We start from the raw sequence: 16725 nt of genomic DNA, 5'->3' as shown, positions 1-16725 counted from the left end.
TGGGAAATATATTAAATCAGAATCAGAATCAAACGATAAACTAACAATAGATAAAACTATTATTTTTTCTATCTATTTTTTTAAATTTATTTTTTTAAGGTGAACGAATGGCAGACAAGCGAGATTATTATGAAGTTCTTGGAGTGGATAAATCTGCGGATGAAAAGACAATTAAAAAAGCTTATCGTAAATTAGCCAGAAAATACCATCCTGACGTTTGTGATGAAGAAGGCGCTGAAGAAAAATTTAAAGAGGTAAGTGAAGCTTATGCCGTCTTGTCTGATGATGAAAAACGTCAAAGATATGACCAATTCGGTCATGCCGGAATGGATGGATTTACTGCAGAAGATTTCTATCAAAACGTAAACTTTGAAGATATTTTCCAGGGTTTCGATATTGGAAACATATTCGATATGTTCGGTTTTGGTGGAGGAAGTCGCAGCCGTGGAAGAACAGGCCCTCAAAGAGGTTCAGACATATACACCGAAGTTCCAATTTCACTTGAGGAAGCATTCCAAGGATGCGATAAAGAAATCAAGATTACCAGAAGTGAATTATGCCCAACATGTAACGGATCCAAATCCAAACCTGGAGTCGATCCGCAAACATGTCCAAAATGTGACGGAACCGGACAGGTTAAAGAGGTCAGCAACACTTTCCTAGGCCAAATGGTAAATGTAAGGCCATGTAGAGAATGTGGCGGAACCGGTAAAATCATTACCGAACCATGTCCGGACTGTCATGGAAAAGGAAGTAAAAGAAAAACAAAAACCATTAAGATTGAAATTCCTGAAGGTGTTGATGAAGGAAATCACCTTAGAGTATCAGGTGAAGGTAACTGTGGAGAAGGACCTGGACTTGAAGGCGATTTAATTGTAACCGTCCACATCAAAGGACATAGAAAATTCACCCGTGAAGGAGACCACATTTATCTCGAACAGCAAATCAGTTTCCCTCAAGCGGCTTTGGGTGATTTGATTAGCATTCCAACAATTGAAGGAAAAGAAGTTGAGTTTAAAATAACCCCAGGAACACAGAGCGGAACTGTATTTAAACTGAGAGGACAAGGTATGAACTCCGTTAGACATGCAGGCAGAGGAAATATGTATGTTACAGTTAGTGTAGTAGTTCCTAAAAAGCTAAACTCCAAACAGAAAAAACTGCTCAACGAATTTGCTGAAATTAGCGGAGACGAAATCAAACATGTTGAAAAAGGAATCTTTGACAGAGTTAAAGATGCAATGAAATAAGTTAGCTAATGCTAATTTATTTTTCTTATTTTTTTAAAATTATTTTCACAAAACACTACAACAAAACCATTGCGAATACTTAAAATATCGATTAATTAAATTTTAGTTAAGACAATATTAAGTGATAATAATTAATCAATACTTGAAAATAAACATCACTATTTTTTAAAATGAAACAAATTAATTGTGACATCTACATGTTCGAAGATGATTTAAAGAATTTACTAAAAAAAGAAAAAGTTAGAGAGATTAAATCTCCCTAGTTAATAGTTATTTTTGTGTTTGCTTTTGATGCTTGGTAACCATTGTCACCTGCAAAGTTTACAGCAGCATTGTAAGTACCTTTCTTATTAATGTTTAAATTGAAGGTAGCTTGACCTTTAGAGTTGGTTTTTGCTGTGTAAGTTTTACCGTTTACAGTAAGCTTAATAGTTTTACCATTTCTGAGGTAAGTTTTACCGTCGATGGATGAACCTTTTTCTGTTTTTAAGGTTACTGTGTATGATTTGGTTTTTGCAGATGCCTTGTATGATTTAGCAGAAGCTGAAATACTGGTTGTTTTCTTGGTTACGGTAATTTTTTGTACAACGAATGAACCTTTGTAGTCATCATCACCTAAGAATGCAACAGCGAAAGTGTATGTACCTGCATTACCTAAGTTGATTTGCAATTTGGCTACACCTTTTTCATCAGTGGTAGTGTTATATACTTTACCGTTGAATCCAATTTTAACAGATTTGTTTACAAGAGCTTTGCCTGAACCGTCAACCAAGGTCACTTCAAAGTATCCTCCACGTTCACCAGCATAATAATCAATAGCTTTAGTATTGTAGTCTTGAGCTTTGATAGAAGTTTCAATTCTTTCATGTTTTACATCCACTAAAGTTATAGCAGCAGTGGAATTAGCTGTGAAACTGTCACCGAGATATGTGATTTCAATTTTACCGTTGTTTAAACCGGTTGCTGTGAAAACACCGTTTTCATCAGTGGTTGCAGTTCCTGCAACAACACCATCAAGTGAATATTGAACTTCTGCTTCTTTAATAGCTTTACCCTGAGCGTCTTTTACAATACCGGTAATGTTGCAGTCACCGTCAACTTCAGTAACAGTAACTGTGGAAGCGTTTTTATCTCCGATTGTTGGAGTGTTGTTGTAAACTTCCGCATTAGCTGCGTTTTTAACACCTTCGTCACCGATAAATCTGGTACCGTTTAACATGTTGTCATGTACTGATGCTTTATGGTCAAATACATTAATAGGAACTTTACCTGAAGTAACTACTATGTTGTTTGTAATTGTGGAAGTTCCATTGACAACTTTAATACCAATATTTTCAACACCAAATCCTTCCCAGATTGCTTCATTTCCTACATCAGAACCAACTGCAGTGATTAAAGTATCATTAACTGTTAGGTTAGATCCTCTAAATGCAATACCTGTAGTGTAATTACCTGTAAGTAAAAGAATATTTGATAATACCTCACTTTCAACATCACCTAAAGAGAAACCGAATACATTGTAAGCATCAGCAAAGATAACGTTATCAATATACATAACAGTTGTGTTTTGACCGTTCATACCTGAGTAAATAGCATAAGCGGACATATTACCTTTAATAAATAAACCGTTGTTGTCTACTACACCGCTTGCAGGACCTTCAATATCAATACCGTTAGCATAATAATTATCGGATGCAACATCGATTGTGTTATTTTCAATAGTGAATTTTTCACCGGAAATGATAATTCCGTAAATATAGGTGTGACCATTTGCAGTGATGTTGTTAGCAGAAATCATTGCATAGTCAGAGTTTTTAAAGTCAACAGCGTAAATAGTATCATAACTTCCTGAAACGCCATTATATGCAACATCAATTACGTTGTTTTCAAGTTGAACTCCTTCAGATTCTTCTACTACAATACCTTCACTGACCGGGAAACTTACCCAATTACCTGAACCTGCAGGAACTTCAAACCAAGGAACATAGCAGGAAACCAGGGATGCATTGAATTTATTGTTTGCAATGTAAGCTCCTAAACTATTGGAAACGTAAAGCACATTGTTAATACCTGATCCAATAGTGTTTCCAGTATATTTAACATCGTTTTCTGTGATATTTAATGCGGATAAATCTTCAGCATAAATAGCGTATGAGTCAAGACCGTCCATATCAGTGATATCGATTGTGTTATTTTGTACTAAAGCACTATTACCGGTTAATAAAATACCTTTACCCTGACCAGTGATAGAGTTATCTACTATGGTGGCATTACCATTAAGAGCTTTAATACCTACACTTTCAACACCAAAGCTTTCCCAAACACTATCATTACCTTTTTCAGATGAATTTAGGTTAATTGTATTATTTTGAGCAATCAACATGGTTCCGTTAAATGCAATAGCTGTGGTGTAATTACCTGCAAGATCAATGAGGTTATCTGATATTGAAGTCATAATTTCACCTAAAGAGAAACCGAATACGTTGTATGCTTCAGCACGAATGCCATTTGAAATATATGCTGATGAAACATTCTGACCGTTCATACCGGAGTAAATTGCATAAGCGGATTGGACACCTTTAACATCAATATAATTGCCGAATACTGTAGCGCTAGCCGGACCTTCAATATCAATACCGTTAGCATAATAATTATCTGATTCTACAGTAATATTGTTAAGATATATATTGAGATTGTCACCGCTTGCCTGAATTCCATAAATATAGGTGTGACCTTTTGCAGTGATGTCATTTAGCTGAATTGTAGTGAGATTAGAATTTTTAACACTGATTGCATAAATTGTATCATAAGAGCCTACAACATTATTATATGTCAAGTTTATTGTATTGCCCATCATTACAGGATAATAACATGAATCAATTACAATACCTTCACTGATTGGGAAACTTACCCAATTACCTGAACCAGCCGGAATTTCAAACCAAGGAACATAAGATGAAACTAAAGACAAGACAATTTTATTTACATAAATCATAGGTCTTTCACAGTTAGAAATATAAATTGCATTATTAATTCCAGTACCTTCTGTAGCGCCAACGTATTCAATTACATTGTTAACAACGTACAATTGAGGACCTAAGTCTTTAGCATAAATAGCATATGCATCAGCATCCTTATTGGCGTTGACTGTAATATTGTTCTCACTTATTGTAGCAGTTCCGCCAGTTAAAGAAATACCTTTACCCTGACCGATAATATAATTTCCTTCAAGGAATACTAAACCATTAGGGTTGGTAGCTTTAATACCAACAGTTTCAACACCAAAACTTTCAGAAACTGTTTCATTACCTTTTTCAGAAGATACTAAACCAATTACATTACCATCTGCCACCATATAATTTCCATTATAAGCAATACCTGTTGTATAATTACCTACAAGATTGATAGAGTTATTAGCGAGTCTAGCATATACATCACCTAAAGAGAAACCGAATACATTGTAAGCTTCAGCGGAAATGACATTATAAACATATCCAGCTGAAACGTTTTGACCGTTCATACCTGAGTAAATCGCATAAGCGGATTGGACACCTTTAACATCAATATCGTTATCGTATACAATACCAGTTGAAGGACCTTCAATATCAATACCGTTAGCATAATTATTATCGGATTCTACTTTAATGGTGTTATTTTCAATAGTGAAGTTATCACCTGTAATAATCAAACCATAAGTGTAAGTGTGACCTTTAACTGTAATATTATTGTTTGTAATCATTGCATTATCGGAGTTTTTAAAGTCGATAGCATAAATGGTGTCATACCATCCTGCAACTCCAAGATACCAAACATCAATGTAATTGTCTTCCAGTGCGACTCCTTCAGAAGAATCTACAACAATACCTTCACTTACAACAGTGCTTACCCAATTGCCTGAACCTGCAGGAATTTGCTCCCAATACACAGCAGCAGAAACTAACTGGAACTCGAACTTATTGCCTTTAATTCTGGCATTGCTTGAGTTTGTAATGAAAATTCCATTGTTTTTATATGTTCCATCTGTGCTTCCGCCATAGAAAACAACATTATTCAAAAGCTTTAAATTATTTGAATTGACTGCATAAATCGCAACACCTTCAGGAGCACGACTATCAACGAAATTAACAGTATTGTTTGCAATGGTTACATCAGAACCGCTGACTAAAATAGCATCAGTTGAATTGGCTTGAGTTATTTCAAAGCCTGAAACTGTCACATTATCAGCAGTAATAAATAAAGAAAGACCATTTAATGTAGCATTTTTACCTGTTAAGGTTATTGTGCTGTCAATATCTAAATATTTAAAATTATAATTTTCAAAAGTACCTTCAAAAATCAGTTCTTTAGAAGTAACGTTTTTTAATAATAACCCGTCTTTATCAAAATAATTGTAAAAAGTATCAGGTGTTACAACATCAGATTCTGAGGCACTTAATTGAGTGTCTTGCTCTACAGCAAGTTCTCCCCCATCAACAGCTATTTCATCATCAACAGCGATTACATCAGCACTATCATCTGCCGCAAAAGCTGAACCGACAGACAACATTACCAAACAGACCATGATTAATGAAATAACCAAAGTTTTAGTTTTAATATTTTCACCTCATTAATATTATTAAATCTATAATAGTCTAATAAAACTTAAAAATAAAAAATGACTATTGATTATATTTTAAATTTAAAGATATTTAAATATAATTCAACTAAAATTTAAAAAAAAGTAAAATAAAGGTTAAACCTTTATTTTTTTATTGTAATTGTATTTTTAATAGTGCATCCACCGTAACTAGATGTAATTGGGTATTTGCCGACTGCTATATTATTAAGAGATAATGTAGCAATACCTTTATTATTGGTTTTGGCAGTATATTTTTTATTTTTGAACTTGAAGGTAATCTTCTTGTTTTTCAATATCTTACCATTTTTATCCACTAGCTTAACGGTGAATTTTGTAGTTTTGGATTTTTTCTTGGAAATATCCTTAGCTGTCAAAGTAGGTTTGAAAGTAATCTTTTTAGATGAGGAATAACCATTGCATGAAGCTGTAATGGTGTATGATCCTGCAGCCAATTTAACAGAATAAGAAGCATATCCGTTTTTATTTGTTTTAACTGTTTTGGATTTACCGTTGATTTTAAAGGTAACTGATTTTCCTGAAAGCGGTTTTTTGGTATTTGCATCCTTAATCTGTATTTTGTAAGTTACTGTGTTACCATAATAAACATTATAGTTTTTAGCACCGACAAATGATATCTTTTCTTTGACAGTTAATTTGGAAGTGATTTTTGCACCATTATAGTTATCCTGATTTGCCACCTCAGCAGTCATGGAGTATGTTCCCTTATTTAATGATGCTCCAACGGAATATGAGAGTGTGGCAACACCATTGCTGTTGGTTTTTGCGCTGCCCATAGTTACAGCTCTTCCTGCTGAATTTATACGTTTGAATGTCACTGATACGCCACTGATTGGATTTCCAAATTCATCTAAAACTTTTGCAACAACATTTCCTTTATCCCCCTGTCCAATGCTTACAGCAGCGACATTAATTTTCATGTTGCTTTTAGATACGAAAACATTAATATCGAAAGAAGATGCCTTGTAATCTTCCTTGAATATTTTGGCTGTAAACAGATATTGGGAAGGAGTATATGATGCATCAAATTTATATTTTGCAACAGCTAGGCCATTTGACACTGTTGACTGAACCAGATATTTACCATCAAGATCATAGAATTTGACAATAGCACCATCCATTTTTTTATCTGTGACCAGTTTGAATTCACCGGTTCCTCTATATTTAACTGAAACATCTTCAGCAGTAGCATCTGCAATATAGATATAATTGTCTGAAACATTGTTGTTTTTAGCATTACTGACAGCTTTATTAGCAACGCCTTTTTCTGAGTTCAGATAGTTATCAGCAATGACATTGTTAATCGCTTCATCATCTAAAGAAATTGCATAACCTTTAGTTGATTTTACTTCGTTATCTGCAATGTAATTACCGGTAGAATTAGCCATCAGAATAATTCCCGCATTGCCAGGTTTAATAGAATCCAGGATTGCAGTATCAATAGCTTCACCATTGCCGTTAGCATTAATTTTATTGCCTGTAATGATGTTGTCGTTTCCATTTAAGAAAATTACACCATAGACGTCTTTAGCGTTGGCATCAACAGTATTGTCCAATACAGTGTTATTGTTGGAACCGTATCCTTCAATACCGTAGATTGCCTGTGAATTTAAATTGAGCTCGTTGTTTTTAACAGTGGATTTATGAGACATTTCGAAATAAATTCCATAAACTACAGCATCTGATTTTAAATTCAACACGTTATCTTCTACAAATGTATCTTCGGATTCATCACCTATAATGATACCTTCAACACAGTAAACTCCATCAATGGTTATCTGATTTCCAACGAATGCATTGTTGGTGGCACCCTGACCTACAGGAGCACTGTGTCCGGTGTAATAACCTAAAACGCCCATTCCATAAATGTAATTATCATTAGCTTTTAGGTAAACATCGTTGTATGAAACAGTGTTGTTATGGCTGTTAAAGTATATGTCAATACCTACAATGGAATTTTGAGAGGAATTGTTTCCTTTGGTTGCTTGCTGGGATTCGAGTTTTGAGGTGACATTCACATCATTTCCATAAATTAAATTATTTGATGAGTATAACAATAAGATTCCGTAAGTTTGATAAATTTCAGAAACAACATGTGCACCATCCATACAGTATTCATTACCGTCTACACAGTAGCGAGTACCGTCAATAACCAACTCATTACCATCCAAACAATAGGATTTACCATCAATTACAAGCTCATTGCCATCCAAACAGTAAGTATTTCCACCAATGGTCACTTCATTACCATCCAAACAGTAGCTAGTGCCATTGACTGTTAACTTTTTGTTGTTGAACTGATAGTGAACACCGTCAATAACAAGTTCATTGCCGTCCAAACAGTATGCCTTACCATCAATAGTTACTTCATTACCATCCAGACAGTAAGTATTTCCACCAATGGTCACTTCATTACCATCCAAACAGTAGGTAGTTCCGTTGATTGTCAGTTTGTTATCTTTAAACTGGTATGAAACCCCATCAATAGTCAGTTCATTGCCGTCCAGGCAGTAGCTTGTACCGTCAATGACAAATTCATTACCGTCAATACAGTAGGCAGTTCCATCTATGACGAACTCGTTACCATCCAAACAGTAAGACTGACCGTCAATAACTAATTCATTGCCGTCAATACAGTATGATTTACCGTCAATAACTAACTCATTACCATCCAAACAGTATGACCTGCCATTGATTACTAATTCATTACCGTCAATGCATTTTTCAGGTGAGAACCTGTATGGCTGGCCAGTACCGATTGTTTTTATCACATTATTTTCAAAGGAACAATCTTCACAGGCATAGGAAAGTAATGTGAAAGTTAAATAATCTCCTTGAGAAGTCAATTCATTGTTTGACACATCAATATCAGTTGATTGTAAAACATAAACTGCATAAGCCGCTTTTGGATCACTTACACTGATTTTATTATTTGTGACTTTAACACCAGATGCCTGATTTATGAAAATACCCCAGGCATTTACTCTTTCAGCCGCTTTGTTGATAATAGTCAAGTTTTCAATTAATACTCCGCCGGAAGTTACCTTGAAAGTGGAATTATAAAATATTGGATTTTTACCGGTAATTCTGACTGCTTTTGTAACATATATTACTTCATTGCTGAACACACCTGCAAAGTTTAAAATATCATCATCACTAATCTCTGAAGTTAAACCGCCATTCTCATTAATGTATTTACGGATATTCTCAGGAGTGATTGTATGAGTAGTTCCCTTAAATATATAAATCGGTTTGGATGTGTCTATTACACCTGCAGGAGAGTTAACTAAACCGTTTCCAATAATACTATTTGATTTATAATCAATATTGGAAGTATCAGCCTGAACTCCAGCTACATCAATTGCATATTTATTACTAGTTGAAATGACGTTATTAGTAACTGTGACATTTTTAGGCATTCTTTTTGAACTTAATTTTTCAATTAAAATACCCACACCAGAATCGGAAGTGATATTATTGTTATCGATAATCAAACCAGAATCTTCACCGCTTTGATAAATTCCTGAACCAGATACAGTGAAAATAACATTATTCCTAATAATTACGTTATTTCCTCCACCAACAATACCTCTACCTTTCAAGGTTACATTAACCCAGTTGTTTTCCACAATTGAATTGTCAATAGCTGTAATTCCAGCACCTGTAGAAATGATTTTAGAACCAATAATTGTATTGTTAGCCACATAGGAATTATATGAAGCTACAATACCATATTCACCACCAGTTTCAACACCAGGATGATTATAATCTGCTCCAGTAATGTTAATAATATAATTATTAATTATAGTATTTCCACTATCTGCAGTAGAAACACCCCTATAACCACCAATGACTGTGTTGCGGTCAATTATATTATTTTTACCCATGACCTGAATACCGTAAGCCCATGATGTAGGCAATACGTTATAGTGGACAGTATTATTGAAAATTGTATTATAATTTGAGTTTCCACCTTTTAACGGTCCGCCAGAATAGCTGGATAAATAAATTCCATTTGCATCGTCAGCTTCAACGTGGTTATTAGCTATGTAGTTATAGTGAGAACCGCTTAGAATTAATGTTGGAGTGGATCTTGTAAAACTGCCATGACCATATGTAATACCATAGGTTGTCAAATCATTTCCAGTAATATTATTATAATTTGCTCCATTAGCAACACAAATACAATATGAAGACATTCCGGTATTTTTTATTGTACAATCCTTAATTGAACAGTTATTAGCGCTATTTAAAAATATACCGTAGGTTGTATCCTTTGTATTTGCAATATTCAGATTAGCTATAGAACTTCCTGAAGCCCCGGTCAACAATGTAATCATTGAATTTTTCAAAGATGTTGAATCACCAACAATGTTGACTTGCTTTTCAAAAACAAATGATTTATCTGTGAAAGTTCCCTGCAATACAATTGTATCTCCTGGATTTACGCTTGAAGATACCAATTTTCCATCATAAGAACTGAAATATTGATTGTAATTGCTTTCAGTTATTGTATGAGAGGAAGACTTAATCACAGAAGTGTTTTCAATTGAGGCCAAATCCTCTAAATTGGAAGAGCCATAACTAATATCTTTATCAACAGATACTTCCATAGTATCCTGAATATCTTTATTACTGGTTAATTCAGTTATATTTCCATCAGCAGCACTAACTGCACTTATGGAAATTAATACCAGCAATAACACTAAAAAAATATTAATTTTTTTAATCATTATTATACCTCATCACAATTCTTTTATTAATTTACCTGAAAATTTTATTAAATTTTACTTTAAAAATTTTCTATTATAATGTTAATTTATGAAAAGATATATTATTTAAAAATTACTAAAAAACTAAATTTAATTTGAAAATAATTATAAAAAATAAAAAAAGCTGATGATTAATTTAATAATCATCATAATCGTCTTCATTATTACGCCAGTAACCTGCTAAAAATATCGCAATCAGTACAATTACTGCAATAATAACAAATATTGGCATGCTGGATTCTGTAGAGCTTGCAGATTTTGATGCGGATTTCTCTGAAATCTCATAGGATTTAGCACCGGATTGTCCGGAAGAATCCTGGGAACTTTGTGAATCTGAAGCATCTTTAGCATTACCGCTTTGTGAAGGGTCCAAACCAAATGCAGTTCTGCCTCCTGAACTGGATCCTTCTGACTGTTTTTGAGAAGTATTGTTTGATAGCGTATTAGCATTCTGATTTCCGTTACTGGACTGACCTTGATTGCCGTTATTGGACTGGTCCTGATATAAAGGATCAGTATTTGTTGCCTGAGCAAGAATTTCAGCGAATTTTTGCTTTTGAGCAGGAGTTAAGGAACTCAATTGAATGATTTCCGCATTCCAAGCAAGGTTTTTACAGGTGTGGTGACAACATGCAACACCATAATTGATTACGCTTTGCATATATGAATCCACTAATTTCTGAACTGTTTTAGCATCTCCTTCCCAAATTCCTTGCTGAGCCATGTAAATCATCCAGGCGGTTGAAGATTGGGAACCTGCAGCCAATTGTGCATTAGTGACACCGGAATTGATTCCCATAATGGTGTCAGCCAACTGATTACCAAGTTCTTTATTCAGTTTTTCACCACCAATGACTGTACTCGCATAGAAGTTTTGGAATCTGGATGCATAAGCATTCATTCCTGCAGGAGAATTGACCAATGCATTGATATATTGAGGATTTAACAATATGCTTCTAACTTCAAAATCAATTTCCTCTTTATAAGTTCTTGAAATATAGTTATTTTTGTTCCTAATATCGAAAAATGCAGTATCTGGTCTTTCTTTACCTGATTGCTTTTTCAATACATTTGCAGCATTGTATAATCCGCCAAACCAATCATAATAATCATCGGAATCGAATAATCTCCATGAACTGTCAAAGTTTTGAGTAATGACATCTACCTTATCAAGCAAATATTTGTAATTCTCTTTCTGGTTGGTTACAACAACATTTCCCTTTTCATCAAGAGTCCATGAATAAGACACTTTACTTAAGTAGATATCCATAGCATACTCATTTACAGATGAAATATCCCAATCAGCAGTGTTCGGAATAAGATTAGACATACCGGTTCCTTCCAGCACATTGCCCGGAAGACCGAACAATCTGTCTAAAGTAGGATTTTCAGCGTAATGCTTTTTAACGTAATTGTTTGTTGCATCTTCGCCTGTAGCGTTAACTGCCAACTTGACTGAAGTCAGCATCCAGGTAATCCAATCCTTATTGTTTGTAACCATACTTGCAAATACATCAATTCTTGGTCTATTAACAACAGAACCGTTATTTAAAGTCACATTCAAATCTTTTAATGGGATTTGCTCAACTCCAAGTACCTTACCGTTGTCAGCCCATACAGGTTTACAGCCTAACAGGTACATGAACTCGGCAACACCGATTCCTTCAGTTCTGGAAATCTCAGTACCCCATAAGATTAAAGAAGTCAATTCCGGCCATTTGCCGTGCTGTTCATAGTAATTAGCCAGAAGCATGTTAACTATATTTACAGCAGATTCATAAGCCGCATGAGAAGGCATTCTTGTAGGATCAGAAGCATAACCGTCGTATCCTGTAGGTATTGAATCACCATAGGACGGATCAGCGAATAATCCTGATTTCACATAGCGTCCGCTTAAAGAAAGCAGAATCGCATTCCATTCATTGTTCCTTTCAATATTGGCAATGACATCTTCACAGTATAGGGTTGAATTGTATAACGCAGACCCCTCTTTGATACCTAATTGCTTATTTAAATCCTTAACGGAAGTTCCGTTGACAAGACGATAAGCATAATCTTTAAAGTAGGCCTTGACGGCATCCACTTCTTTAGAATATTTAAAATCGCCTTGCAGTTCCTTATAGAAACTTTTTCCCGCCAGTTTAGGGTATAAGAATTCCACCAACTGGTCATAAATCTTAGTCTGGGAAGTCACAATAGTGATTACTTCTTCAGCCAGCTCATAACCTGTCAATATCTTACCTAAAGTGTGAAGACCGAAAGTATTGAAATCATCTTCCATTGCATCCAGGTAATGGTGCAGCTCATCAATATAGTCTGAGAATGATTCGTTGCCGGATATATTTCTAAAACCTAATGCCGGAGCCAAATTCAAAATCTTATTTTTATAGGATTCTGCATTTGATGTAACATTAACTGCCAGTTGTTCCTTATAGTAATTGATGTAATTTTTTAAAGTAGTGTAATTACCATATAACTCAGATGAAACCATAGCTGGAGTCATGTGAGTAATTAACAGTGCAGAACTTCTATCTCTTGCAACCATTGCTTCACCAGGGTTTGATACAATATAAGGATATACAGTTGGAATCAATGACAATTCAAAGGTCCAATCGCCAGGGAATGCCCCAAGGTTAATACCAGGCAGCCATTCCAAAGTACCGTGAGTACCCATACTCACAATAGCATTAATTTTGGCTGATTTTTCCATCCATTTGTAAAATGCAACATACTGCTGATGTGGCGGAATAATCAGGCTGTGGTAATCCTGAACCTCTTCCCAACCTCTACTTGGCTGGAAAGTAATGAACACATTACCGAACCATACACCCGGAATTACAATGTATTTATTCTTATAAACCATTGCAGGGCCTAAATTGTCTCCCCAATACCCAATAAGCTTATCGTATAATTCATCCCTGATATCTGAGGTCAAATGCTCAAACTCTTCAAGTGAAATCAATTGATGATGAGCCATCAGTTCATCCCAATTCTCTTCAACGTATTTTTCAAGCAATCCTGAAGCCCATGAACCTTTATTGTTCATATCAAAGATTATTTGAGTTAAATTATATACTGAAATAAGCTTTGTAAGGGTTTTGTTGATTTTATGACCTTCATTTGATTTGATTAACCATTCATACGTATTATTATAATAATTGGAATACTCTATAGAACCGCCGATATCATATCCCTGAACATATAGCTGAAGCAGCAGTTCATAAGCGCTTGTAAACACGTCCAAATATGAAGCGCCGATTTCGGCCTTACCCGGCGGATAGTTATAAAGCATTACTGCAACTTTCTTATCAGAGTTTTCTAAATCATGCAAATCAGCCCATTTACAGTTCAGCTGAACCATCTTATCCACACCGTCCTGAATCACATGGGATTTTCCTAAGCGGTCAACCCATGATAAAGCGACTTGACCGAATACACCTTCAAAACTAGGATAAGTAACCATATATGTCCATTCGACTTGAGGACCCAATTCACTGTTGTAACTGTATTCTGAAATCTCAACGATTCCTTTCAATACATGCAAATCAATATCAGTCAAATCAGGCTCTGCAGTACCATTTGCATAGTCCAAAGACCAGCTGCATAATGAGTTTACAGCAGAAATTCCTACAGTTGAAATATTGTTAATCTTATTCAAGATTGAAGACATAGGAGGCTGAGTTCCTGTTTTAAACACGTTGAAAGCAGGTCTGCCATTAGCTTCATAACCTCTGATTAATGCATCTGAAACTTCTTCACCACCATAATATGAAGCGATAGCTATAAATGGTTTATCAGGATGGAATTTATCAATATAATCCTTTTCAAACTTCTTAAAAAGTTCTGTAGGATCTAAAACATCCATTAACCAAACGACATAATTCTCGGTCATCCAATTTAGACTACCGTCTGAGCTATGGGTGTAACCCGGATTTTCACGAATCCAGCTATTGATTAATTTTCCTTCAGGCACCAATGTATACATGCCTAAATCCGGATGGTAAAATCCGCATTCCGGAGACATTAACGGAGCGTTATTCTCATCAAGAGTAGGATCATCATATTTTAAAGGATTGATTAAATATTTGACATAAGCAAGATAGTTTTTCATGTTGCTTTGCAGAATATCGGATTCCTCTATGTCACGAGCCTGGAAATAAGAACCAATATAAGTGTTTTCAATAGTGTCATAAGTATTGTTCTTTGCTGAAGCTCCGACAACGTGCAAACCGGTGTTATTCAGGATTTGCTGTGAGAAAACACTGAACGTATACGCTACATTATAGTTGGCATTAGCCGGAGATTTTGAAAGAAGTTCCTTTAAATACTGACCTGTTAAAACGCTGTATGCTGACTCTGAAAACATATCAATATGCATAAAATTTGCATATTCGACTAACCATGCTCTGGATTTATCAAAATCAGTTGTACTGATATAAGCCACTCTTTTCGACATATTCATAAGCACATCGACTTTTTCATTGTGGGAGTTGTAATCCACCAATAATAATATATCCGGAACAAACATGACATCGTCAATTTTGACTGAACCGCTCTGTTTAGTGAAGTCTATGTCTTTAAGGGTTATAGGCTCGTATGTAGAATAGCTAATCTCTAATCTGTATTTGTCAGAACCTAAATTCTTAATTACAACATTACCTGACTTATCCGTAGTCAATGTTGAAATCAGTTTGTTTTTTGAATTATAGACTTTAACTGTGGCTCCAGCCAGGTTAAATCCGTCTTCGTCCCATTTGTTGCTAGTTTCATTATAAGAATCCGTAACATGAACATTAATTACATTGCTTGCTGTTAATACCCCTTCATCTGATGGAGAGTTAAGCATTTCATTAACATTAGCAACGTCATTACTCGTCGCCAAGTTATTGGAAACACTCATAACCTCAGATACTGTTTCGTTATCTCCTGCAAAAACGCAGCTTACAGAAAATAGAAGCAATATAGAAATAATTAATGCAAATATCACTTTATTAGTTAATTTTACCGTATTTTCACCTCCCTTTACACTTTTTTATAAATATAGCAATAATCTTTACTACATTTGTAAATTTAATTTGAAAACATATAAAACTTACTAAACAAATTATAGTTTTTTAATATTAAAATTAAATTAAGCACAAAGGATAGATTTAAATACTACATTAAATAAATAAAGTGTGCTATTATATTAGAGGTGATAATATGCGCAAAAGTACAATAGGTATAGTAATTTTATCTATAATTGTAGTTGGAATGATTATCCCTATCGGATTTTCAGGCCAAGTTGATCCTGTCGTAGTTACCTACGGCGAGACCACATATGCAAATTCAGCTTATAAGAATACTGTTGACACATTTTTCAAAAACCAAGCACATGCCGATTTGGGAAATGCTAACTCAAAAGTAATCACTGCAAGTGAAGTAAATAAAATTGCAAGTACAATAACTGGTAAAACTTACGGATCCAATCAGATATTTTCATCAGCGCTTGTTGATTTGAATGATAATGATAACCTTGAAGTAAGTGTGGACAAATCAAAAATCACCACCATTACCGGAGACATGTATTTATCAGCTTTAAAATCAGCGGGAATCACTAAAGGACACGTTTACGTTACAAGTCCAGTGACTGCAACCGGTGAATCTGCTTTAGCTGGAATTATGAATTCATATGAAGTTGCAACAAACGTTGAAATTCCAGACACTGTAAAAGAAGCAGCCAATAACGAAATTTATACACAAGCAGAAATTGTTAAAAATTCAAATGTAAGTAGTGAAAAATTATCCGATATGGTTGATGATGTAAAAGAGACAGTTAAAGAGGAAAACGTTACAGACCACCAAACTATTGTAAATATAATCCAAAATTACACTGTCATCAATAATATTAACATTACAAACAGTGACATTGAAAATCTTGCAACAACTATTGAACAAATACAAAACGTGCAAGGTGATATCAACAATTACGAATCACAGATGTCTGATGTCTTAAATGGCACTAATACCACTGATTCAGCAAAAGGATTGTTTGATGGGCTATTTAACTAAATAGTCCACATATTTT

Annotated in this window: 5 protein-coding genes; 2 read left to right on the top strand and 3 right to left on the bottom strand. The window is 34.7% G+C overall.

All coding sequences use genetic code 11. The features are described 5' to 3' along the window. Positions 1 to 107: 107 nt before the first annotated feature. A complete protein-coding gene (dnaJ, locus tag IJL02_RS07920; protein WP_292814524.1) occupies positions 108 to 1250 on the top strand; it encodes a molecular chaperone DnaJ in 1143 nt (380 codons plus the stop codon). Positions 1251 to 1509: 259 nt separating this feature from the next. Here the strand turns inward: dnaJ and IJL02_RS07915 are convergent, their stop codons facing one another. The 3 genes from IJL02_RS07915 to IJL02_RS07905 all read right to left on the bottom strand — a co-directional run bounded on the left by IJL02_RS07915 (position 1510) and on the right by IJL02_RS07905 (position 15558). Further along, the gene (locus IJL02_RS07915) at positions 1510 to 5829 is read right to left on the bottom strand and encodes a carboxypeptidase regulatory-like domain-containing protein (protein ID WP_292814520.1); all 4320 of its coding nucleotides are present in this window, start codon (positions 5827 to 5829) and stop codon (positions 1510 to 1512) included. A 161-nt stretch (positions 5830 to 5990) separates the two neighbouring features. Next, positions 5991 to 10619: a right-handed parallel beta-helix repeat-containing protein gene (locus IJL02_RS07910; protein WP_292814517.1), complete on the bottom strand. Its 4629-nt coding sequence runs from the start codon at positions 10617 to 10619 to the stop codon at positions 5991 to 5993. 175 nt (positions 10620 to 10794) lie between these two features. Further along, the gene (locus tag IJL02_RS07905) at positions 10795 to 15558 is read right to left on the bottom strand and encodes a cobaltochelatase subunit CobN (protein WP_394357495.1); all 4764 of its coding nucleotides are present in this window, start codon (positions 15556 to 15558) and stop codon (positions 10795 to 10797) included. Between the two features lie 302 nt (positions 15559 to 15860). Here IJL02_RS07905 and IJL02_RS07900 point away from each other — a divergent pair, with 302 nt between their 5' ends. Further along, entirely contained in the window at positions 15861 to 16709 is an 849-nt protein-coding gene (locus IJL02_RS07900; RefSeq protein ID WP_292814508.1) for a DUF1002 domain-containing protein, read from the top strand. The last annotated feature ends 16 nt before the right edge of the window (positions 16710 to 16725 follow it).

Source organism: Methanobrevibacter sp. (assembly GCF_017427765.1).
Lineage (GTDB): Archaea > Methanobacteriota > Methanobacteria > Methanobacteriales > Methanobacteriaceae > Methanocatella.
The sequence above is the reverse complement of the archived record's forward strand: the minus strand, read 5'-3'. Positions and strand labels throughout refer to the sequence as shown.

Excerpts from the sequence above, each read along its gene's own strand:
- dnaJ (WP_292814524.1), top strand. The coding sequence starts at position 108 with ATGGCAGACAAGCGAGATTATTATGAAGTTCTTGGAGTGGATAAATCT.
- IJL02_RS07910 (WP_292814517.1), bottom strand. The coding sequence starts at position 10,619 with ATGATTAAAAAAATTAATATTTTTTTAGTGTTATTGCTGGTATTAATT.
- IJL02_RS07905 (WP_394357495.1), bottom strand. The coding sequence starts at position 15,558 with ATGAGTGTTTCCAATAACTTGGCGACGAGTAATGACGTTGCTAATGTT.
- IJL02_RS07900 (WP_292814508.1), top strand. The coding sequence starts at position 15,861 with ATGCGCAAAAGTACAATAGGTATAGTAATTTTATCTATAATTGTAGTT.